This window comes from Chitinophagales bacterium, from assembly GCA_020635995.1.
Lineage (GTDB): Bacteria > Bacteroidota > Bacteroidia > Chitinophagales > UBA8649 > JAFMKE01.
The window spans coordinates 183,205-206,368 of sequence record JACJYS010000002.1; the positions used below are offsets into that span (position 1 = coordinate 183,205).

The following is a 23,164-nucleotide window of genomic DNA, read 5'->3' on the forward strand; positions in this document are numbered from 1 at the left end:
ATCAAAGTCAACGCCAAAACTTATGAAGAATACACTAAACGCTAACATTCTTTGGGCATTTGTTATGCTAACATTTTTATTGCTTTGCCTTGGCAGTTTGCTTAAACTAATGCATTGGAGTTTTTACAAACCTCTTCTTTTTAGTGGCATATTGCTGTATTTTCTCACTACGCTACTATTAATTATAGACATAGTTAGTCATAAAGTTTACAATTCATTTTTTTGGATAATAAGTATGCTTATTTTTCCATCTGTAACATCTGTTATTTATCTAATTAGAAGAAAAAACATTACCTCAGCAAACTAAGAAATTAGGCTCATTAATTCTAAGATAGTATTTTTGCATTATGCAATTAAACTTTAAAACCTACGGAGAAGGAGTTCCTTTAGTTATTTTACACGGACTTTTAGGTTCTTTAGATAACTGGAATACCTTAGCCAAAAAATTTGCTGAAAATCATTTTCAAGTTTTTATTATTGACCAAAGAAACCACGGTCATTCTCCCCATACTGATGAATTTAGCTACGAAATAATGGCTGATGATTTATTGGAGTTTTGCCGACAACAACAGTTAGAAAAAATAAACTTAATAGGGCACAGCATGGGCGGTAAAACAGCTATGCTTTTTGCACACCGGCACCCCGAAATGATAGATAAACTTATTATAGCAGATATAGCTCCCGTAAAATACAAACCCGGACATAATGCTATTTTTGAAGCATTGTTAAATGCCAATATTGCTACAGCAGGCACAAGAGATGAGGTAGAACAACAACTGGCTAAAACCATAAAAGAGTACAGCGTTAGGCAGTTTTTAATGAAGGGGCTAACAAGAGGAGAAAACAATGAGTTTGAATGGCGATTTAATATTCCTTCGCTGGTAAAAAACTACCCTTTAATATTAGATACTTTCAGATTAAAGCTTCCTTATTTTAGTAGTGTTTTGTTTATACGTGGCAGTAAATCTGACTATATAAATAAGAAAAGCATACAAGCCATAGAAGAATATTTTCCTAATTATGAGCTGGCAACTATAGAAGGAGCAGGGCACTGGCTACATGCCGAAAAACCTAAAGAATTTTTACAAATTTGTTTAAGATTTTTAGAAGGGTAGGTAAAAGTATAACACTATTCCCTCAAATTTATATTTTATTCAGTCTGTTTTTCAAGTATGTATTCGTTTATTGTTTTTCCGTTTAGTTCATTTTCATAAATAGTATCGCCAGCCTCTATTCCATTTCCGGCAGGTATAACTACTTCTCTATAAACAGTATCTACTTCTATAAAATTTTGCTCAAAAGATTTTACTTTATTAATAATTGTCTTTTTCTGTGGCAATACACTTTCATCTACAATAAAAAAAGAGATTATTCCTCCCAATAAAATAATAAGTGAGAACAACCCAAAAAAACTGCCAAAATTAAATCCGCCATTTCCTTTTTTACTCGGCTTATAACTGTTAAATTGTTGCTCGGCAGATAATTTATTATACACATCATTAAGCTCTAAGCTTAAATTATTTTTAGCATATTTATTTATACCTTTCATCATTTGTTTTTGCTCAATAAAGGCATTTTTAAAAACAGTATCTTCCTTTAATCGTTTTTCAAAAAGTTGCTTCTGCTCTGCTGATAAATCATCATCAAAGTATTGTATTATTAATATGTAATCTTGCTCATTCATTTTCTAATACCAATTTTTGTAGTTGTTTTAAGCACTTATACTTTTGGTTTTTAGCATTTGCCGCATTAGTATAATCCAACTCTGTAGCTAATAATTGCATGCTCTTTTTATAAAAATAAAACCCTGTGAGCAATGCCTTACATTTTTCGCCAAGTAGCTTAACTTTTTCCATAATTAAATTAATTTTTTCATCATCATCGTCTTCTTCTTTTTCTTCAAAATGTTCATTTATATCTACTTTAATATATTGCTCAAAATCAGCAATATGTACTTGCTTACTTTTATTTCTTAGTTTTTTTAACCATAAATTTCTTGCTATAGAATAAATAAATGTTTTTACAGTACATGAAAGAGAAAAGTCTTTATGCTTAGTTTTTTCAAATAAAATAATAATTGTTTCTTGAAAAATATCTTTAGCATCTTCTTTATTTCCATTGTTTTTTAAAACAAAATAATATACCATATTAAAGTGTTCTTTATATAACATTTCAAAGGCATGGCGGTTACCGGTTCGCAGCTTTTCAATTATACTAATATCTTTTGGGTTAATCTTCATTTGTTAGTTAATTCCAAATATTGATAAAGGTAACCTTTTTCATTAAGGGTTACCTTTTTTATCTATTGGTATAAACAATTGAATCAAAAATATATTAAAATGAAAAAGACATTTTTTTTAACCACCGCTTTCCTTTTGGGATTTATTATTTCTTATGCCGTAAATATAAAAACGGAAACTATTTATTTTGAAAAAGATGCTTATACCCTTGATAATCAATCTATTCAAAAATTAGAAAAACTTTCCGGCTCCACTATGTTTTACTTAAATGGCTATACCGACAATGACGGAAGCGATAATTATAATATTAATCTATCTAAAGAAAGAGTACAATCCGTTAAAAATTATCTCATTGACAAAGGGGTATCTAAAAATAAGATAGAGACAGGTTTTTTTGGAGAGGAAAATCCTGTAAACGAAAACTTAAATGAAAAGCAAAAAACCTTAAACCGCAGAGTAGAAATAAAATACATTGACGACCCTCTTTTGAGCTTTGAAGTTGAAAAGCAATGCTTTACTATCAATAATGAAAAAGATACTATAATTGTAGGAAAAGAAGGAACCGAAATATTTTTTCCGGCTAAGGCTTTTGCCAACAAAAAAGTAGAAATAAAATTGCAAGAATTTTATAAACTACTGGATGTAATATCTGCCAATTTAACTACTACAAGTAATGGACTACCTTTAGAAACATCCGGTATGATAAATGTAGAAGCTTATGCCAATAATAAAACTCTTACACTTCAAAAAGACATTGAAATTAAATTTAATAAATTAGGGAATAATGAAGATTATACTGTTTTTTATGGCGAAACGGACAGTAAAACAATGCAACAAAATTGGGTTTCTCCTCTTAATAATAATAATGAAGTAATAGAACCAGAAAACGAACTTCTTGATTATTTTGCTTACGGCAAAAATTCTGTTTGTACCACATCTGGCGATATTCATCAAGAATTAACGGAGTATTGGAATAAATTTTGTCAAGAAGTAGATGTTTATGATTTAGAAATTGCTTCTTGTTATAACAATGCCCGAATTTCTGCAACTGTAGATACTAATGGAATAATAAAAGATATTAAAACCAATTTTAAAGAAAAAAACACAGCTTGCGATTTATATTTTAAAGAAAGAATAGCAAAATATTTTCCTAAAGCTTTTGAAACCAAAAACAAGAATTACGAATCTTATATTAATATTTCATTTGATATAGATATAAAAAACAACTCGGGTACTGCTAAAATAAAAGAACAGAAAAAAGATGAAAATTTTGACAATACGTATTACACAAATTATACTACAAATAAAATAATAATGAATAGTGCAAGACTTGGTTATATAAATTGCGACAGATATTTGAGAAATAGCTCTTTAATTTCCTTTCCCGTTGCCATATCAAACAATGCTAATGTGCGTATGGTGGTAAAAGAATACAAATCTTATTTTAGTGGCATTTCTACAACAGGCAGTGGTTATCAATTTAATAATATACCGGAAAACAAAGATGTAATTCTTATTGCCACGGTAATTAAAAATGATAAGATATTATTAGCTATTGAAGAAACTAAAACCTCAAAAGCTACTTTTAGTAATTTTAATTTTAAAGAAGTAAGCAAAGACCAATTACAAGAAGCAATGGAAAATTTGCCTTTATAATATTAAAAAAAGCACAAGATATTTCAACAACTATGTGTCTTGTGCTTTTTATCCAATTGAAATATTTAAAACAAGTTGACACCTATCACAATGCCCACATCTCAGCTCTAAAGCTTATCTTTGTGCCTTATGACAAAACATACGCCTCTATCCAATTATGGCGAGTTTGGTTTAATAGACCACCTCACTAAAAATTTTAAAATAAAGCAAAAGAGTACTATAAAAAGCGTAGGAGATGATGCTGCTGTAATTAATCACAATGGATTTGAAACGGTAGTTACTACAGATTTATTAATGGAAGGCATTCATTTTGATTTAACTTTTATGCCTTTAAAACACTTGGGCTATAAGGCTGTGGTAGTAAACCTTAGCGATGTATATGCTATGAATGCCACACCCACTCAAATAACGGTTTCCATTGCAGTTTCTAATAGATTTTCTGTAGAAGCTTTAGAGGAATTATATAGTGGTATTGAGTTGGCTTGCCGGCATTACAATGTAGATTTAATAGGTGGTGATACCACAAGCTCTGTAAAAGGATTAAATATATCTATTACTGCCTTAGGCAAAGCCAAAAAAGAAGATTTAGTATATAGAAATGGTGCCAAAGTAGGCAATTTTATATGCGTAAGTGGCAATTTAGGTGCTTCGTATATGGGTTTGCAAATATTAAACAGAGAAAAACAAGTTTTTTTAGAAAACCCTAAAATGCAACCTAAATTAGATGAGCATCAATATTTAGTAGGCAAGCAACTTAAGCCGGAAGCACGCAAAGACATTATTGAGTATTTTGAAAAATACGAAATTAAACCCACCGCTATGATAGATATTTCAGACGGTTTATCATCTGAGTTGTTTCATATATGCAAGCAATCTAATGTGGGGTGTTATATTTATGAAGCCAATGTGCCTATACATAACGATACTTACAATCAAGCTTTAGAATTTAACATGGACCCTATAACTACGGCACTAAGCGGAGGAGAGGATTATGAGTTACTTTTTACAATATCGGCAGAAGATGAAGCAAAAATAAACACCGATGAAATTGACATATCTTTTATAGGAAATATAGTAGAAAAAGAAAAAGGCAAAACACTACAAAGCCGTTCTAACCATTTGCACCAGTTAGTGGCTCAAGGTTGGAAATCTTTTTAATATAATGACACACACCACAAAAGAGAATGAATTTTTGTAAGGTTTTCTCTATCTACAACCTGAGTTCGGTTAATCTTTATGGAACAGTTTTGCCGTTTGCAGTGTTACGTACTCGTAAATTGTAGTAAAGACATGAAATGTAAATCCACTATACAGGATAAAACTTATCAATTTATTTTTCCTAAAAATGGAGAATTAAAAGATATTCAACTCCCATCTTCTTACAATTTATACGATAATGTTGATTTTATATATACTTTTCAAAATATTATAGAAAATATACGCCACCAAATTGTAATAATAAAAGAGCAAAATGAAGTAGTGGGACAGTTGTACTTTCAGTGTATGCCTTTTAAAGGCAAAGAATTGGCTACATACATACCTCAAGAGAGCAGATGCTTTTTAAACAAAACTGTAGAAGCTATAGTAGATATAGCTTTAGACAGAATAAACTGGAATTTGGCGGTGCTTGGCAATGTATTTATAACAGGCGATAACGGACAAGCTTGGTATAAAAACATAGCTCCATCTATAAAGTGGAAGTTGATAAACGAAGCTATAGAGCAATATACAAAATTAGAAAATGTAGATGCTGTTTTAATTAGCGATATAGATAATCTCCATTTAGCAGGCAGTAATTATTTGGTAGAGCAAAAATTTAGAAAATTTGAGGTAGAACCCGATTTAAAATTTTACGTTCAACCAGGCTGGAACACTTTTGACGATTATTTACAAAACCTAACTTCTAAATACAGGGTACGAACCAATAAAGTTTTAGAGAAAAGCGAAAATATTACCATTAAAAACTTAAATACTGAAGATATTCTGCAATATGAAAATCTTATTTATAAACTATATAGTAATGTAGTAAATCAAGCAGATTTTAAGCTGGCAGAAGTGCCTAAAAATTATTTTAGTAAAATGAAAAACGCCCTGCCCAATATTTTTCAAGTGCATGGTTTTTTTAAAGAAAATGAACTAATAGGTTTTGTGTGTTATTTTATAAATACGCATTGTATTAATGTAAATTTTGTAGGCATAAATTATGAGTATAACAAAACATATAGTTTATATCAGCGTATGCTGTACCATTGTATAGAAGAAGGTATAAAGCAGAAAACAGGCATGGTACATTTTGGTAGAACAGCCACAGAAATTAAAACAACAATAGGAGCTTTGCCTTTTAAATCATATTCGTTTATAAAGCACAATAGTGCTATACCCAACATAGCCATAAAGCCTCTTACTACTTATTTAAAACCCGAACCTTTTACACAAAGAAACCCTTTTAAAACGGTAGAGAAAAATAGCTTAGCAAGTTAATTTTTCTAAGTGAAGAAAGAAATTACACTTTCTTAAATTATGGGATAGCTAATATCTATAGATTTTCCTACAAATGTTCCCAGTTAAAACTATCTAACTCGCTTAAGCAGGCTTTAAGTAAATCAATAGATAAACGCACATCTTTTTTGCTACACATTTCTATAACTTGGTGTATGTGGCGTGTAGGTATAGAGATAGCTCCGGCAATAGTGCCATATTTAGCCATACGTTGCATTCCTGCGGTATCGGTGCCTCCAGCGGTTAATATTTCTGGTTGCCATTCTATTTTGTTTTTATCGGCAGTTTCTTTCATATAGCGTACCATTCGGGTATCGCACACAGTGCTACCATCTAATATTTTAATGGCTGTACCACTGCCCATTTTTGTTATTTGCTCATGCGGAGAAGACCCCGGCAAATCAAAAGCAATAGTAGTATCTAAACCAAAGCTAAAGTGTGGCTCTATATGATGTCCTGCCACCATAGCACCTCTTATGCCTATTTCTTCTTGCACTGTAAAAACGCCATAAACATCATAAGGAACTTCTGTGTTTTTAAGCTCTTTTAATGCTTCTAACAAAATAAAAACTGAAATTCGGTTATCTAAACTTTTCCCGTTTACACAATCGCCCATTTCTATTAATTCTCTTTGGCGAGTAATAGGCGTACCTACTTCTATATACTTTTCTACTTCTTCTTTAGGTAATCCTAAATCAATAAAAAAGTCGGAAATTTTAGGTGGCTTATTTCTATCTTCCGGACTCATAACGTGAATGGGCTTGCTTCCCATTACACCCACTAAATCTTTTTTGCCATGCAAAATAACTCTTTGAGCGGTTAAGGTTTTAGGGTCAAAGCCTCCCAAAGTATGAAAACGCACAAAGCCACTTTTATCTATATCTGTTACTATAAAGCCTATTTCGTCAAGGTGGGCGGCTACCATTGTTCTTTTTGAGCTGTCTTTTCCTTTTTTTAGTGCTATTAAATTGCCCATGGCATCTATGCTTACTTCATCTACATAAGGGGCAACTTGCTCTTTTATAAAGTTTCTTATTCTATTTTCAAAGCCGGGAGCTCCAGCTGTTTCAGATATTGTTGCTAAAAGTTTTACGTCTATCATATTGTGTTGTGTTTAATTTTTTGAGGGCTCAAAGGTAAGTTTTTATAATGAAATTATAGTAAGGGTTAATACTAATACCAATTGTTAATACAAAATAGTCTAATCTATTTTGTATTTTACAATGGTAAATGCCGATAGAGTAATATATTTAGTACAATAAGGCGAAGCTGAAATTGGACTATTATATATTACTAATCGGTATAATTACCATTATGTTGTATCTAAAAATCTATCCGTCTATAAAGTGAGATGCTTCCTACCGTCAGCAAGACGTGCAGGCAAAGGTAGACTTTACTCCGTTGGCAAAGACGTATAATACTAAGCACGTTTTTAAGATCCTATGAAGGTGAAACCCTTGTAACCATTAACAATTGTGTCTTTGCGAGAAAAAATACTACTAACAAATTGTACGGAAAGTCTCCCGAGAAGAATTTAGGAGCTTAAAACAGAAAATCCCGAACATTTCTGCTCGGGATTTTCCTTAGTTAGTTAGCATATAATATGCTTACTCAAACACTATCGTCATTTCTACCCTACGGTTTTCTTGACGACCAGCGGCTGTGTCATTTGAGGCTACCGGTTTAGTTTCTCCGAATCCTTTAGTTATAATTTTATCTCCAGAAACACCTTTCTTCATTAAGAAGTCTTTTACAGCATTTGCTCTTGCTTGCGATAAAGTCATATTGCTTTCAGCAGAACCTACACTATCTGTATGTCCTTCTACTAATAATCTGTAGTCTGGGTGGTCTTTCAATATTTGTGTTAAGTTATCTAAAGAAGAATAAGAAGATTTTTTGATGATAGATTTTCCTGTTTCAAACTCTAAGTTTTTGAACGCTAAATCAAGAGCTTCTTCCACTTCTTTCTCAATTATTGGACAACCGTTATTTTCTTTTGGTCCAGGAGTGTTAGGGCATTTATCTTCTTTGTTGATAACACCATCTTTGTCATCATCAGCAAATGGACAACCGTTATTTTCTTTTGGTCCTGCCACTTGTGGACAATCATCTTCGCTATCTATTAATCCATCGCCATCTGTATCTGGGCAACCATTGTATTCTTTTAATCCGGCTACTTGAGGACATTTATCTTCGCTGTCTTTTATGCCGTCTCCGTCTGTGTCTGGGCAACCTTTAAATTCTTCTATTCCTGCCACTTCAGGACATTCATCTTGGCTGTCTTGTATGCCGTCTCCGTCAGTATCCGGGCAACCTTTAAATTTCTCTACGCCTGCCACGTCCGGACATTTATCTATATCGTCAGTTATACCGTCATTATCTTTATCCGGACAACCTTGTGTAGCCCACGGTCCTGGGTCTTTTTTACAGTTGTCTTTTTTATTGCTTACATGGTCTTTGTCTTTATCCTTAATCTTTTTGGTAATAGGAATACTTAAACTCATATAAACGTTAGCATCATAAATTTTCTTTTTACCTACTAATGGCAATATATCGTTAGTACCAAAAGCTAACGGACCTACACGCATTCCTGTTCCTAAATGAACATTGCCGTGAGTATTAGCAGATACCGGCAAGTAAAAAGCAAACCATTTGTGCTCAAATCTTGGTGTAATGCTAAATTCAGAAATACCATTTGTTTTGTTAGGATTGTTTTTAAACATAGGAGCTATGCTGGCAGTGAAATTAGCATAAAAACCTTTCCATATATTATAATCTACATAAGCATTAATTTTCATTGGAGTAGGTACAGAATATTTGTCTTTACTTGCTTGTGTTTCTACAAACAATGAAGTTAAAGTATCTTGAAAATTGTTTAATCCGGTATTTTCAAAATCGTCAAAAGCTGCTCCAAAATGGTCTTCAATATCTATATTTTGTCTATCGGCATAGTATTCGCCATACACTCCATTAGAACGTTTGTATTTTGTGAATCCCATATCCATTAAACCTAAGCCAACTTTTAATTTATATTTTTCTTTGCGTGGGTCTAAATAATCCGGATTGCCGTCTAATTCATATTTATAATCGTCAATATTTGGTCTAAATTCCCAAACAGCACCTAAGTCAAAACCAACTCCAAAGCCTGAGTTAGCAAAAATTGAATTAGCACTTATATCTCCAAATTCATCGCCTACTATACTTGAATATCCAAATTTTAAGTCAGAATTATTAACACTAACCATAGAATCGTTAGGGAAAGTAACATCTAAATTTTTAGAATAAAAATAAACGTCCGCCAAACCTTGGTTAACTTTAAAAGTACCTGCAGCAGTTACAAAATGCTTCCCAGTATTTAACACCGGCATACCAAATGATAACCCATATTCTGCCCATGCATTAGCTTGAATAGAAAAATTCTTATTTTGAATGCCTACATTATATAGGTCTGCTAATTTTATTTCTTTAAAAGACATTCTTGCTAAATCTTCATCAACGCCATTTGCATTTACGTTTGTTCTAACACGGTAGTTAAAACCAATCATGAATTTTCTGTCTTTTCCAAAGTTAGCTATAAAAGAAGGTAAAGCACTTACTTCTAAGTTTTGGTAAACATTCTTTTTTCTACCGTTTAATCTTTCTACTAAGTAGTTGTCGGAAAAATCAGGATCATCAAAAGCAATATCTCTATCTTTAAATAGAGCTGTTCTTTTAATACCTAAATAATTGTTGCTCATTGTTGTTCCAAAAGAAACTACGTTCATGTGGAAAACAAAACGGCTATCAACCGCTTCTGCGGGGTTAAAGCTTAATGAATGAACACCATTCCAATTGTCTGTGTGGTGTCCCATGTTGTTTTGTGCTTTTGTTATTGCTATAGATAACAAGAAAAACACAAGTAATAGTAGGTATCTATTTCTCATAGGATTAAAAATTTTTGTTTCGTTCAATATGTTAAATTCTCTTAACAATAAATGTGCCAAATTTATATTTAAACCTGAGTTCGATTATTCGAGCTTTGTCAAAACGCTTTAAAATAGTTAGATACAAGGTTTTTTCTGAAGAAATATCGGGGTATTTCAAAGAAAAATAACGAAGTAGATGACTGTTTTAACGCGAGAAGTGTTTATTGATGTTTAGAAAAGCAATCACTTCCTGCGTTAGATTTTAACACGATAGCGTAGCTATCCCTTATAAAATCTGCCTTGTAATTAATTACTTTTCTAAATTTTGACTTTGCTGGAATAATCGAACTCAGGTTTTTAGATATACAAAAAGAATTTGTTAAATTTTATGGCAAAAATTATACATATACGACAATTGCCTTATTGACCACCATGTTTTCTTTTTCAACCTTTGCTAAATAAATTTTAAAACCTCAAAAAAATCAATCATGGGAACTACTCATTTTTACACAATTAGAATATTTGCAATTGTTTTAATCTCATACTTAGGATTAAATACTATTTCTGCAAACAATATTGCTGTTTCAAACTCATCAATTACTAATCAAAATACAGCAGGAGATTTTACGCATGTAAAATTTGACATTAGTTGGGATAACTCTTGGCGTACATCTACCCACGAAACCAACTGGGATGCAGCGTACGTATTTATTAAATATCGTATCCCTCCAATGAACACTTGGTATCATGCTACACTTAACTATGTAGATGGTACTGCCGCTAATGATGGAAACACTGAACCAACAGGAGCAACTATTAATGCTACTGCTGATGGAAAAGGAGCTTTTATTTATAAAAGTGCCGATGGCATAGGTAATGTGAATTATACAGGAGCTCAATTACGTTGGAACTATGGTGTTGACGGATTAAATGACGAAGATAGCGTTGAAATTTGTGTTTTTGCCATAGAAATGGTATATGTACCACAAGGTGCTTTTTATGCAGGAGATGGTTCGGTTACTTCATTAGAAGGACAGTTTGAAGATGGAGTTTCCGGGAATCCTTTTTATGTAACATCAGAAAACCAAATTACACTTGGAGGAGGTGGTGTAGGATCTTTAGGTAATAATAATAAAGCAGGTATGCCAAATCCTACTTATGAAGATTTTAGTGATGGAATCTCAAAAACTTTACCTGCTACTTTTCCAAAAGGATTTAATGCTTTTTATTGTATGAAATATGAAATAACCCAAGGTCAGTATGCTGATTTTTTAAATAAATTAAACTTATCTCAAGCAACAGCGAGATATATGGGGGGGTATAACACCAATAACCAATCTATTACAGGAACCCACCCAAGTTTTACGGCTGATGCCCCAGATAGATCTTTAAACTATATTAATTATGATGATTTTTTAACTTATTTAGATTGGAGTGGTTTACGCCCAATGACAGAATTAGAATACGAAAAAGCATCTCGTGGCTCTAGAGGTATAGGTTTTTTACCAACTCAGGACGAGTTTGCTTGGGGAGATGTATCTATTAAAGGTAGTCCTGCGTATGTAGTAACTAACCCAGGCTTACCCAACGAAACAGTTGATGCATCTTCAGCTATAGGTAATGCGGCTTATAATTCTACCAATAATTCACGACCATACAGAGTAGGAGCTTTTGCAGCTAGCTTAGCAACCCCTAACAGAGTAGAAGCCGGTGCAACGTATTATGGAATTATGGAAATGAGCGGAAATCAATGGGAATTTGCTATTGCCGTGGGTAGAAGTGAAGGAAGAACTTATACCGGTGATAATGGAGATGGCGAAATTAACGCTGCGGGTTCTTACGATGCAGTTTCTTGGCCAACAGGTATTTGGGGAATAGGAATAAGAGGAGGAGGCTATCTTGCATCGGTTACTAATCTAAGAACTTCTTCTAGAAGAAATGCACATTACTATAGTAATAGTTCGGCTAGACTTAATGGAGTAGCTGGTAGAGGAGTAAGAACAGCAGATTAATTTAAGAGTTCAATAGCTTTTATAACTTTTAAACTCTTAAACCAATGATAAAACGAATAACATATCTAATAGTGTTGATGATAAGCACTTCCGTAATTGTGGCACAAAACAATGCCATATTTAATGGTGGAAATGCAGACGGGCATGATAAAGGCTGTTATCAACAAACTATTCCAACTACGGTAGATTTTGGTGGTGGAGATAATGATGGGTATGCTAAAGATTGCTATATGCAAAGCATTCCACAAACTGTTGCATTCAGTGGAGGTAGTAATGATGGGCATGCTAAAGATTGTTACATGCAAACCATTCCACAAACTGTTGCATTTAGTGGTGGTAGCAATGACGGACACGCCAAAGACTGCTATATGCAAACCATTCCGCAAACCATTACTTTTAGTGGAGGTAATGGAGGAGATGGACAGCTAAACGGCTGTGCTAATGAACCATTAGGCTGTTTCTTAGCTATTAACTTAGGCAATGACACTGCTTTTTGTGATGGACAAACACTTACTTTAGATGCAGGAGCATTTCCTGGAGGAGCAACATACCTTTGGCAAGATAGCTCTACTGCTCAAACATTTGTAGCAGATACTACCGGATTATATTATGTTTTTGTAACTGATACAGGAGGCTGTACAGGGATAGATTCAATAACCATTACTGTAAACCCTGTTCCGATGGTTGATTTAGGCAACGACACTACTTTTTGTAACGGTAATAATTTAGTGTTAGATGCAGGCAATACAGGAGCAACTTATATTTGGCAAAACACTGCTATTCCTACATATCAAAACCAAATATTAACTGTAAACACTACAGGAATATATTTTGTAACTGCAAGTTTTGGTACTTGTAGCGATACAGATTCTATTGAGGTTACAGTTAACCCAGTTGTAACAACTAACTTAACGGACTCTATTATTTGTAATGGAGATAGTGCTTTAATTTTTGGAACATACCAAACTACAGCAGGAACATATAGAGATACTATTCCTGCAAGTACAGGTTGCGATAGTATATTAGTGCAACAATTAATTGTAAACCCAACCTACAATCAAAACTTAGGTACAGTTACTATTTGTGATGGAGATAGTGCTTTAATTTTTGGCAGCTACCAAACCGTAGCAGGTACTTATTACGATTCTACTCAGACTGTAAATGGTTGCGATAGTATTGTTGCTCAGACATTAGGTGTATTAAGCAATACTTCTGTAAACTTAGGCAATGATACTGCCATTTGCCAAGGACAAAGTTTGACATTAGATGCAGGAGCAGGAGCAACATCTTATTTATGGATGAATGACCCAGTACCAGCAAACCAAAATCAGACATTTGTAGTTGATACTACAGGAACTTATTATGTTGAAGTTACAACAGGCTCATGCTCTGCAACAGATACTATAAATGTAATGGTAAACCCTAACCAAACTACCAACCTTGCGGATAGTATAGTTTGTAATGGAGACAGTGCATTAATATTTGGAACTTATGAAACCGTAGCCGGAACGTATTACGATACTTTAAGCACATACTTAGGTTGCGATAGTATTTTGGTACAGCAATTAATAGTAAATCCTACTTACAATTACGCTTTAACTCCTATTTCAATTTGTGCTGGCGATAGTGCTTTGATTTTTGGAAACTATGAAACAGTTGCAGGCACTTACTACAATTCTACTCAAACCGTAAATGGCTGTGATAGTATAGTAGCTCAAACATTAAGTATCAATCCGGCACCTGTTGTTAACTTAGGAAATGATACTACTTTTTGCTCGGGTAATAGTTTGACATTAGATGCAGGAGCAGGAGCAACATCTTATTTATGGATGAATGACCCAGTACCAGCAAACCAAAATCAGACATTTGTAGTTGATACTACAGGAACTTACTTTGTAACAGCTACTATTGGATTGTGTTCTGCTACAGATAGCATTAATGTAACTGTAACGCAGCCTGTGTTTACCAACTTAACTGATGAACATATATGCGATGGAGATAGTGCTTTAATATTTGGTAATTATGAAACTGTTGCTGGCACTTATTATGATACCTTAGTTTCTACACTTACTACGTGCGATAGTATTTTGGTGCAAGAATTGGTAGTAAATCCTACTTACAATTATACCTTAACTCCTATTTCAATTTGTGCTGGCGATAGTGCTTTGATTTTTGGAAACTATGAAACAGTTGCAGGCACTTACTATGATTCTACTCAAACCGTAAATGGCTGCGATAGTATTGTAGCTCAAACATTAAATATCAATCCGACCCCTGTTGTTAACATAGGAAATGATACTACTTTTTGCTCGGGCAATAGTTTGACATTAGATGCAGGAGCAGGAGCAACATCTTATTTATGGATGAACGACCCAGTACCAGCAAACCAAAATCAGACATTTGTAGTTGATACTACAGGAACTTACTTTGTAACAGCTACTATTGGCTTATGTTCTGCTACAGATAGCATTAATGTAACTGTAACGCAACCTGTATTTATCAACTTAACTGATGAACATATATGTGATGGAGATAGTGCTTTAATATTTGGTAATTATGAAACTGTGGCTGGCACTTATTATGACACCTTATTTTCTACACTTACTACGTGTGATAGTATTTTGGTGCAAGAATTATATGTAAATCCAAATGTTTTAACTAATAATAGTATTGCCATTTGTACAGGAGATAGTATTTTCTTAGGTGGAGCTTATCAAACCGTAGCAGGAACATATTACGACACCTTACAAACTTCAGCAGGTTGTGATAGTATTGTTTTTACTACGCTTAGTGTACAGGCTGTACAATATACTACATTGGTAAATACCTCTATTTGTCAAGGCGACAGTGTACTGATATTTGGCACTTATCAAACTACAGCAGGCACGTATTACGATACACTTGCTACTACTGCTTTGGGCTGCGATAGTATAATTATACAGGAAGTAGAAGTACACGCTTTACCTATAATAAATTTAGGAGAAGATACTACGCTTTGTCATAACGAGCAACTTATTTTAGATGCCGATACCGGACATGTTTCATACTTATGGAACACTAATGATACGACCCAAACTATTACAGTTGTTAGTGATGATTTAACCGTAGGGGTTCATGAGTTTTATGTTACAGTAAGTAATCAATATAACTGTTCAAATACAGACACTATTGAAATTACTATTGAAATATGCAATGGAATTAGCTCTATTGAAAATGCTAATGTAAGCATTTATCCTAATCCTTTTAAAGAATTTTTCTATATAAAAAGCGATATAGAAATTAAGTCTGTAGAAGTAATGGACGTATTGGGTGCAATAGTTTATCAGTCAGATGTACATAAATATCAAACTATAGTTCATTCTGAAAGTATATCTAAAGGTATTTACTATGTTAAAGTATATTTTGAAGGAAGTGATGAATTTGTTATAGAAAAATTATTGGCTAAATAATATTACACCAATTGATAAACCTATAAAGAGAAATTAGTCAACATTATTTCGTAATTTGTATTTTTGTAATTTGAATGAGCTAAGTAAATAACTTAGCTCATTTATTTTATACCTATATTTCAAGTGGTGTTTAAAAAAAGATAAGTTATTCAAAAAAGAAAAATCAATTATTTTTCTTTTGTAGCAAAAGATACGTACCTTTGCACCGAATTAACAAACGAGTATAAAACTTGATGAAATTTATCCAATATTTAAGTCTGAGTGTAGCCCTTTTAGTGTTTTGTTTTGCTCCTATAAAAGCACAAGAATCTACTACACATGAAGAGCACGATAGTGCTATAGAAAATGTAGAACACGAAGTACATGAAGTGGAAGGTGAAATTAAACATCTTGAAGCAGAGTTTAACCCGGGAGAGGTAATTATGCACCACATAGCAGATGCTAATGAATTTCATATTTTTGGAAATATCTCCTTTCCGCTTCCTATTATACTTTGGGAAAAAGGCAATGGTTTAAAAATGTTTGTTTCTTCCGCATTTGACCACGGACATTTAGCTGTTGACGGTTATGTAATGGACCATGGTGTTATTAAAAAAATTAAAGGTGATTTTCCTGCGGGAGAGCAACACGTAGAAGTTCACCACGGAGAAGTAATGTTTGATGGGCATCACTATGAAACAGAAGGAAAGCACACTTTATTACACTCATCAAGCTTTTATGATTTCTCTATAACAAAGAACGTATTTGCTATGTTTTTATCAATAATAGTATTGTTATTGATTTTTATAACTATGGCAAACCACTATAAAAAAGGAAATAAAGTACCAAGAGGATTTTATGCAGTTTTAGAGCCAATAGTATTGTTTGTAAAAGAAGATATAGCTATTCCTAACATTGGAGAGAAAAAATACGCTAAATTTTTACCTTATTTACTAACAGTGTTTTTCTTTATTTGGATAAACAACTTATTTGGTTTAGTACCGTTTTTTCCGGGTAGTGCTAATTTAACAGGAAATATTGCTCTTACATTTGTGTTGGCATTATTTACTTTAGTAATTACCAATATAAATGGAAACAAATACTACTGGGGACACATTTTTAATCCACCAGTGCCGGGACCATTAAAAATATTAATGATTCCCATTGAGTTAATTGGTGTGTTAACTAAGCCTTTTGCATTAATGATACGTTTGTTTGCAAACATAAGTGCAGGGCACATTTTAATATTGAGTTTAATATCTTTGATATTTATATTTAAAAGCTTTTTTGTAGCTCCTATTTCTATAGCATTCGTGTTATTCATGTCTGTGTTAGAACTATTAGTAGCGGCATTACAAGCGTATATTTTTACATTATTAAGTGCTCTATTTATAGGTATAGCTTTGGAGGAGCATCATTAAAATGAATTCTTATTTTTTCACTATAAAAAACAATTAAAAAATGGAAATGGAAGGAATGATGGCGATGAAAGCCATAGGTGTTGGATTAACAGTAATTGGTGCTGGTATTGGTATTGGTAAAATCGGTGCGTCTGCAGTAGAAGGTATTGCAAGACAACCGGAAGCTACTAATAAAATACAAACTGCCATGATTATTGCTGCTGCTCTTATTGAGGGTGTGGCATTATTTGGTGTGGTAGCAGCTGCATTATTAGTTTAATACCTAAATTAAATTTGAAACTTCTCTGTATCGGATTGCGAGCAGAGAAGTTTCTTTAAGAAATTAAAAAACAGTAATTAATATAAAATGGAATTATTAACTCCCGATATTGGCTTAGTATTTTGGACAACCTTATCATTCTTAATATTATTATTTCTTCTTAAGAAATTTGCTTGGAAACCTATAGTAGAAGCTGTAGATGATAGAAATAAATCAATAGACGAAGCACTTTCTGAAGCTAAAAAAGCAAGAGAAGAAATGGCTCAGCTTACCGCTAAAAACGAAGAAGTTTTAAAACAAGCTAAAGAAGAACGTAATAACATTTTAAGAGAAGCTAATAAAGTAAAAGAGCAAATAATAGCAGATGCTAAATCTAAAGCTCAAGAAGATGCCGCTAAAATGATGGAAGATGTGCGTGAAGAAGTGGCTATACAAAAGCAAGCTGTTATGAGCGAAATGAAAGACGCAGCAGCAGCATTGGCAGTAGAAATAGCTCAAAAAGTTATTACTAAAGACTTAAACGAAGGTGGCAAACATCAAGAATATATTAACGAACTTGCAGAAAGTGCAACTTTAAAATAGTAGGATTATGCTTTCACCAAAATTAGCTTCCCGATACGCAAAATCTTTAATGGATCTTTCTGTTAGCCTTGGCAAAGAAAGTGAAGTAGTAAAAGATATGCAGTTATTAAAAGAAACTATTGCTAACAGTAGAGATTTACAAATGCTTTTAAAAAGCCCTATAATTAATGCTGACAAGAAAAACGGTGTAGTTAGTCAAATTTTTAAAGGTAAATTAAGCGAAACATCTTCAAAATTTGTACAACTGCTTATAAACAAAGGTAGAGAGGAAAATTTAGCAGAAATAGTAGATGCTTATATCCATCAGTACAATACAAATCATCAAATAGTGCACGCTACTTTAACTACAGCGGTGGCAGTAGATACTAAAACGGTAGAAAAAATAAAAGCATTAATATTAGAAGATAAAAATATAAAAGAAGTAAGATTAGCTACTAAAATAAACCCTTCAATAGTAGGCGGTTTTATATTGCAGTATGACGATAAAAAGTTAGACAACAGCGTAGCCAGAAAATTACATCTTATCAAACAAAATATTCAAGACAAAACATTTATTTCAAACTTATAATAAAAGAACATCATGGCAGCAGTAAAACCGGATGAAATATCAAGTATATTAAGAGAACAGTTGGCAAACGTAAAAACAGCCAGCGAATTAGAAGAAGTAGGTACAGTGCTTCAAGTGGGTGATGGTATAGCCCGTGTTTATGGTTTAACTAACGTACAACAAGGTGAGTTAGTTGAATTTGAAAATGGCGTAAAAGCTATAGCACTTAACTTAGAAGAAGATAACGTGGGGGTGGTACTAATGGGTTCATCTGAAGAAATTAAAGAAGGTGATACCGTAAGACGTACTAAAGTAATTGCTTCTATAAAAGTAGGCGAAGGCTTAGTAGGTAGAGTAGTGAATACTTTAGGCGAACCAATAGACGGAGATGGTCCTATAGAAGGCGAACTTTACGAAATGCCATTAGAAAGAAAAGCTCCGGGTGTTATTTATCGTCAGCCGGTAAACGAGCCGTTGCAAACAGGTATCAAATCTATTGATGCTATGATTCCAATAGGTAGAGGACAAAGAGAGTTGATAATTGGTGATAGACAAACAGGAAAAACTGCTGTGGCTATTGATACTATTATTAACCAAAAAGAATTTTACGATAAAGGCGAGCCTGTATATTGTATATACGTAGCTTGTGGTCAAAAAGGTAGTACAGTGGCTCAAATAGCTAAAGTATTAAAAGAAAACGGAGCAATGGATTATACAACTATTGTTTCTGCTTCTGCTGCCGACCCTGCTCCATTAATTTTCTACTCACCATTTGCAGGTGCTGCTATTGGAGAATATTTTAGAGATACAGGTCGTCCTGCATTAATTGTTTATGATGATTTATCTAAACAAGCGGTAGCTTACCGTGAAGTATCTTTATTATTAAGAAGACCTCCGGGACGTGAGGCTTACCCAGGTGATGTATTCTACTTACACTCTCGTTTATTAGAGCGTGCAGCTAAAGTAAATGCAAATGATAATATTGCTCAAAACATGAACGATATTCCCGATTCATTAAAAGGAAAAATAAAAGGTGGCGGTTCTTTAACAGCACTACCTATTATAGAAACACAAGGTGGAGACGTTTCTGCTTATATCCCAACTAACGTAATTTCCATTACAGACGGACAGATATTTTTAGAATCTAACTTGTTTAACGCAGGTGTGCGTCCGGCTATTAACGTAGGTATTTCGGTATCGCGTGTGGGTGGTTCGGCTCAGGTTAAAACCATGAAAAAAGTATCTGGTACACTTAAATTAGACCAAGCACAATACAGAGAGCTTGAAGCTTTCTCTAAATTTGGTTCAGATTTAGATGCCGCCACAAAAGCAGTATTAGATAAAGGAGCAAGAAACGTGGAAATGCTTAAACAAGCACAGTTTTCTCCATTATCTGTAGAAAAACAAGTGGCAATGGTATTTTTAGGCACTAAAAACCTAATGAGAGATGTACCTGTAAATAAAGTTCAAGAGTTTGAAAAAGAATTTTTAGGCCAATTAGAAAACAGATTTGGTGATGTATTAAAAACTTTAGGTGGAAAAGCTTTAACAGACGAAGCTCAAAACACGCTATCACAGTTGGCTACAGAAGTAGCACTAAACTACAAAAAGTAATAAGTACATCAAAAATTAAACGCTGATAAAATGGCAAATTTAAAAGAAGTAAGAGAACGTATAAGCTCGGTAATAACTACCCAGCAGATAACAAAAGCAATGAAATTAGTAGCCGCTTCAAAATTGAAAAAAGCTACGGATAACATTACTGCCATGCGTCCTTATTCTGATAAATTATTTAGTATTCTTGAAAATATTTTATCTAACGTAGATGTTGACTCATTAGATTTAGATTTTGGTAAAGAAAGAGAAGTAAAAAATGTATTGATAGTTTTAGCTACTTCCGATAAAGGTTTGTGTGGAGGTTTTAATGCCAACCTTAACAAAAGAACTAAGGCTTTAATAAATGAAGAATATGCCAACTTAAAAGGTGGCAATATTACCATAGCTACAGTGGGCAAAAAAGGATATGACTTCTTTAAGAGTTTTGAGGGGGTAAAACTTGAAACAACTTACAGAAATTTATTTACCGATTTGAATTTTGAGCACGCCTCTAAAGCGGCAGAATACGCTATGAACTCATACTTAGATGGCACTTACGACAAAGTACACGTAGTGTATGCTAAATTTATAAATGCTGCAACGCAAGAGTACAATGTAGAGCAGTTTTTACCTATTGCTAAATTTGAAGCAAAAGAAGGCGATATGAATGTTGACTTTGAATTTGAGCCGGATAAAGCAGATTTAGTTAAAGAATTAGTACCTAAAATTTTAAAAACACAGTTTTACAGATTTTTGTTAGACAACAATGCCTCAGAACATGGAGCACGTATGGTGGCAATGGACCAAGCTACAGAAAATGCCAACACCTTGCTTAACGATTTAAAATTATTGTACAACAGAGAACGTCAGGCGGCCATTACTACCGAGATATTAGAAATAGTAGGTGGTGCCGCAGCATTAGAAAATGGATAATTTATTTAATGATTAATTCTTAGTAGTTAATTATTAATGGTGATATTGAAAACTCCGAATGCTTTAGTATTTGGAGTTTTTTTTGTTATTTAGACTCTATAATTAAAGCTATAGAAAAAATAAAAGCTGTTTTAAGAGATTAAAGAAAAGCCAACTTATTATACTTTTTTATAAATTCTTTTCAGAAAAATTTGTTAATTATTAATAAATATTATTAACTCAGCGCCTCATTGTCAACACAAATGCTTTAATCTATTTTAATGTTTTTTTGTAGAAAATGGTAAATGAGTTAGAGTAAAATATATTTAGTACATTTATACAACTTCCACACAAGCCGATATATGGAATATTAAAATATTACCTTAATGAAGTTAATTAAAGTGATAAATTAACCCAAAATAGTCTCTAACTTGGCAAATTACAACAATTAACCATTAATAAGCTACCTTTGCAAACCTATGGAAAATGTAAAGGAATTTAAGTTAGCTAATGGACTAACTATTCTTATAGATGAAGATGAAAATACGCTTTCCACCTTCATTGTTACGTGTAATTAGTCCCGATTGGAACACTTCAAGTGGTGGCAAGAGTATTTTAGTTCTAAATAATTTCTATATTTGTAAAATAAAAAAATAGTACAATGAAAGAATTGCTTCTAATTTTGTTAGTTTTAATATCTACCCATTCTTATTGTCAAAACATTGAATTTCCCATTTCTATCAATGAATATACTTCAGACAATTTAGAGCCCCTTGGCTCCAATAATGATGGATTTTATTTTTATAATTGGAAAAAAAGGTATGATTATTAAATCAGGTAGCGATAATAATGTTTCTGTTTCTGATGAAAATTTTTTCTAAAATCAAATATCCTCAACTACCTGAAAACGAAGTGCAATTCACAACTATTGATAACTATATTATTTTTATGTATACTGAATTATCAAAAAAAGCAATTCATTAATATTTGTCTTTTTTTAACACTAAAACAATGAAACCAGATGCTGAGAAAAGTAAAATATATAGATTAAATGATGATTACCTCTTTTTATAAATGGAGTTCTAAACAATTTAGCCTTTCATTTAGTAATGGAATTACTCCAGCTAATCAATATGCAATCTTAGAAATTAATGACAATAACTATCACCCATATGTGCATATATATTATTTGTCGGACAAAGGAGTGGAAGAAATTCCTATAAAAATAATGATTTGAGTAAAATGATATCTGAGGATGCAAAAAATGCTTATAATTTTTCTGTAAATAGTGACAATGAAATTATTTTTCTTACTAAGCGAAGAAAAAATCCAAATATGCCTTTCGGAAAGGATACTGCTAAACATGAGAATTACTTATGTAAAATAAATAACAAAGGAGAAACTAACATTAAAAAAATAGGAGAAACTCAAAGCAATACTTTTTTAGATTTAGATCTGGGTAATAATAATATCCAATTAACGCAACTGCTCATAAAAGAAGCAAGTAGAAAAGAACCAATCAATGGAAAAAACAGGGAACTTTCTATTATAAAATAATAGTAAATAGCTATGATAATAACTTTAATTTATTAAATAGTTACGAATATAATTTTGAAGAATTAAATTCTGATATTAAAGATGAATTTTCCCTACAATCAATATCATATTTTAAAAATAAACTTTGTATTATTTTTAAAAGGAATTTTGATGAAACATATATTTCAACAGGTAATTCTGGGTATACTAAATACTGGCATGAAGGATACAATGTATTAATTATTGACGATAAAGGAAAGCTAATTAAAGAATATGAGTTAGATGCAGGAGCAAATGGAAAAGAAACATTTGAATATATAAGGTTTGGATCTGCTTTTATTGAAAACTGGGGTAAAAACGTCTATCTAATTGCCAATAAAAATTTAAGATTTTTTAAAGATGAATATGGAAATGGAGAAGATAATTCAGAATTAGTATCATACAAGATAAATATGAATAACAATACATTAGAAGAAAAACTCTATTATCATACAAAAAAGGACTAATTACCCGATTTTGCAACAACACATACAACTGCAAAAACAGCACGTTCTTTTTTTAATAATGTACA

At 32.6% G+C, this 23,164-nt stretch carries 18 protein-coding genes; 14 read left to right on the top strand and 4 right to left on the bottom strand.

The genetic code is table 11. The features are described 5' to 3' along the window. Nucleotides 1–22: 22 nt before the first annotated feature. Together H6578_04900 and H6578_04905 are read left to right on the top strand one after the other, a co-directional pair. Nucleotides 23–307 carry a hypothetical protein gene (locus tag H6578_04900; GenBank protein MCB9226487.1) on the top strand — a complete coding sequence of 95 codons (285 nt, stop codon included), beginning with the start codon at nt 23–25 and terminating at the stop codon, nt 305–307. 40 nt (nt 308–347) lie between these two features. Continuing rightward, on the top strand, nt 348–1,115 hold the full coding sequence (locus H6578_04905) for an alpha/beta fold hydrolase (protein ID MCB9226488.1): 768 nt from the start codon (nt 348–350) through the stop codon (nt 1,113–1,115). Between the two features lie 35 nt (nt 1,116–1,150). On the opposite strand, the gene H6578_04910 is transcribed toward H6578_04905, so the two are convergent. Both H6578_04910 and H6578_04915 read right to left on the bottom strand, forming a co-directional pair. After that, entirely contained in the window at nt 1,151–1,684 is a 534-nt protein-coding gene (locus H6578_04910; GenBank protein MCB9226489.1) for a hypothetical protein, read from the bottom strand. Next, a complete protein-coding gene (locus tag H6578_04915) occupies nt 1,677–2,240 on the bottom strand; it encodes a sigma-70 family RNA polymerase sigma factor (protein MCB9226490.1) in 564 nt (187 codons plus the stop codon). The genes H6578_04910 and H6578_04915 overlap by 8 nt, the downstream gene beginning before the upstream one ends. A gap of 99 nt (nt 2,241–2,339) precedes the next feature. Here H6578_04915 and H6578_04920 point away from each other — a divergent pair, with 99 nt between their 5' ends. The 3 genes from H6578_04920 (at nt 2,340) to H6578_04930 (ending at nt 6,377) form a co-directional block, all read left to right on the top strand. Then, nucleotides 2,340–3,896 (top strand): OmpA family protein, encoded by a 1,557-nt coding sequence (locus H6578_04920; protein ID MCB9226491.1) that lies wholly within the window; start codon nt 2,340–2,342, stop codon nt 3,894–3,896. Between the two features lie 129 nt (nt 3,897–4,025). Continuing rightward, nucleotides 4,026–5,054 carry a thiamine-phosphate kinase gene (gene thiL, locus H6578_04925; GenBank protein MCB9226492.1) on the top strand — a complete coding sequence of 343 codons (1,029 nt, stop codon included), beginning with the start codon at nt 4,026–4,028 and terminating at the stop codon, nt 5,052–5,054. Nucleotides 5,055–5,186: 132 nt separating this feature from the next. After that, the gene (locus H6578_04930) at nt 5,187–6,377 is read left to right on the top strand and encodes an N-acetyltransferase (protein ID MCB9226493.1); all 1,191 of its coding nucleotides are present in this window, start codon (nt 5,187–5,189) and stop codon (nt 6,375–6,377) included. A gap of 67 nt (nt 6,378–6,444) precedes the next feature. Here the strand turns inward: H6578_04930 and H6578_04935 are convergent, their stop codons facing one another. Together H6578_04935 and H6578_04940 are read right to left on the bottom strand one after the other, a co-directional pair. Continuing rightward, nucleotides 6,445–7,497 carry a M42 family metallopeptidase gene (locus H6578_04935; protein MCB9226494.1) on the bottom strand — a complete coding sequence of 351 codons (1,053 nt, stop codon included), beginning with the start codon at nt 7,495–7,497 and terminating at the stop codon, nt 6,445–6,447. Nucleotides 7,498–8,002: 505 nt separating this feature from the next. Next, the gene (locus H6578_04940) at nt 8,003–10,318 is read right to left on the bottom strand and encodes an OmpA family protein (GenBank protein ID MCB9226495.1); all 2,316 of its coding nucleotides are present in this window, start codon (nt 10,316–10,318) and stop codon (nt 8,003–8,005) included. Nucleotides 10,319–10,788: 470 nt separating this feature from the next. On the opposite strand from H6578_04940, the gene H6578_04945 reads away from it, so the two are divergent. From H6578_04945 to H6578_04985, 9 genes are all read left to right on the top strand, one after another. After that, nucleotides 10,789–12,312, top strand: coding sequence for an SUMF1/EgtB/PvdO family nonheme iron enzyme (locus H6578_04945; protein MCB9226496.1), 1,524 nt, complete (start codon nt 10,789–10,791; stop codon nt 12,310–12,312). A 44-nt stretch (nt 12,313–12,356) separates the two neighbouring features. After that, nucleotides 12,357–15,761, top strand: coding sequence for a T9SS type A sorting domain-containing protein (locus H6578_04950; protein ID MCB9226497.1), 3,405 nt, complete (start codon nt 12,357–12,359; stop codon nt 15,759–15,761). Nucleotides 15,762–15,994: 233 nt separating this feature from the next. Beyond that, a complete protein-coding gene (atpB, locus tag H6578_04955) occupies nt 15,995–17,161 on the top strand; it encodes a F0F1 ATP synthase subunit A (GenBank protein MCB9226498.1) in 1,167 nt (388 codons plus the stop codon). A gap of 46 nt (nt 17,162–17,207) precedes the next feature. Then, on the top strand, nt 17,208–17,420 hold the full coding sequence (gene atpE / locus H6578_04960; protein ID MCB9226499.1) for an ATP synthase F0 subunit C: 213 nt from the start codon (nt 17,208–17,210) through the stop codon (nt 17,418–17,420). 87 nt (nt 17,421–17,507) lie between these two features. Further along, nucleotides 17,508–18,002: a F0F1 ATP synthase subunit B gene (atpF, locus tag H6578_04965; protein MCB9226500.1), complete on the top strand. Its 495-nt coding sequence runs from the start codon at nt 17,508–17,510 to the stop codon at nt 18,000–18,002. A 7-nt stretch (nt 18,003–18,009) separates the two neighbouring features. Continuing rightward, a complete protein-coding gene (gene atpH / locus H6578_04970) occupies nt 18,010–18,570 on the top strand; it encodes an ATP synthase F1 subunit delta (protein MCB9226501.1) in 561 nt (186 codons plus the stop codon). A 12-nt stretch (nt 18,571–18,582) separates the two neighbouring features. Next, entirely contained in the window at nt 18,583–20,163 is a 1,581-nt protein-coding gene (locus tag H6578_04975; GenBank protein MCB9226502.1) for a F0F1 ATP synthase subunit alpha, read from the top strand. 30 nt (nt 20,164–20,193) lie between these two features. Then, nucleotides 20,194–21,078: an ATP synthase F1 subunit gamma gene (gene atpG, locus H6578_04980; GenBank protein MCB9226503.1), complete on the top strand. Its 885-nt coding sequence runs from the start codon at nt 20,194–20,196 to the stop codon at nt 21,076–21,078. Nucleotides 21,079–22,290: 1,212 nt separating this feature from the next. Beyond that, nucleotides 22,291–22,614: a hypothetical protein gene (locus H6578_04985; GenBank protein MCB9226504.1), complete on the top strand. Its 324-nt coding sequence runs from the start codon at nt 22,291–22,293 to the stop codon at nt 22,612–22,614. Nucleotides 22,615–23,164 lie beyond the last annotated feature (550 nt).

Bases quoted from the DNA above. Each gene is read 5' to 3' on its own strand.
- H6578_04900 (MCB9226487.1), top strand. From the start codon at position 23: ATGAAGAATACACTAAACGCTAACATTCTTTGGGCATTTGTTATGCTA.
- H6578_04905 (MCB9226488.1), top strand. From the start codon at position 348: ATGCAATTAAACTTTAAAACCTACGGAGAAGGAGTTCCTTTAGTTATT.
- H6578_04910 (MCB9226489.1), bottom strand. From the start codon at position 1,684: ATGAATGAGCAAGATTACATATTAATAATACAATACTTTGATGATGAT.
- H6578_04915 (MCB9226490.1), bottom strand. From the start codon at position 2,240: ATGAAGATTAACCCAAAAGATATTAGTATAATTGAAAAGCTGCGAACC.
- H6578_04920 (MCB9226491.1), top strand. From the start codon at position 2,340: ATGAAAAAGACATTTTTTTTAACCACCGCTTTCCTTTTGGGATTTATT.
- thiL (MCB9226492.1), top strand. From the start codon at position 4,026: ATGACAAAACATACGCCTCTATCCAATTATGGCGAGTTTGGTTTAATA.
- H6578_04930 (MCB9226493.1), top strand. From the start codon at position 5,187: ATGAAATGTAAATCCACTATACAGGATAAAACTTATCAATTTATTTTT.
- H6578_04935 (MCB9226494.1), bottom strand. From the start codon at position 7,497: ATGATAGACGTAAAACTTTTAGCAACAATATCTGAAACAGCTGGAGCT.
- H6578_04940 (MCB9226495.1), bottom strand. From the start codon at position 10,318: ATGAGAAATAGATACCTACTATTACTTGTGTTTTTCTTGTTATCTATA.
- H6578_04945 (MCB9226496.1), top strand. From the start codon at position 10,789: ATGGGAACTACTCATTTTTACACAATTAGAATATTTGCAATTGTTTTA.
- H6578_04950 (MCB9226497.1), top strand. From the start codon at position 12,357: ATGATAAAACGAATAACATATCTAATAGTGTTGATGATAAGCACTTCC.
- atpB (MCB9226498.1), top strand. From the start codon at position 15,995: ATGAAATTTATCCAATATTTAAGTCTGAGTGTAGCCCTTTTAGTGTTT.
- atpE (MCB9226499.1), top strand. From the start codon at position 17,208: ATGGAAGGAATGATGGCGATGAAAGCCATAGGTGTTGGATTAACAGTA.
- atpF (MCB9226500.1), top strand. From the start codon at position 17,508: ATGGAATTATTAACTCCCGATATTGGCTTAGTATTTTGGACAACCTTA.
- atpH (MCB9226501.1), top strand. From the start codon at position 18,010: ATGCTTTCACCAAAATTAGCTTCCCGATACGCAAAATCTTTAATGGAT.
- H6578_04975 (MCB9226502.1), top strand. From the start codon at position 18,583: ATGGCAGCAGTAAAACCGGATGAAATATCAAGTATATTAAGAGAACAG.
- atpG (MCB9226503.1), top strand. From the start codon at position 20,194: ATGGCAAATTTAAAAGAAGTAAGAGAACGTATAAGCTCGGTAATAACT.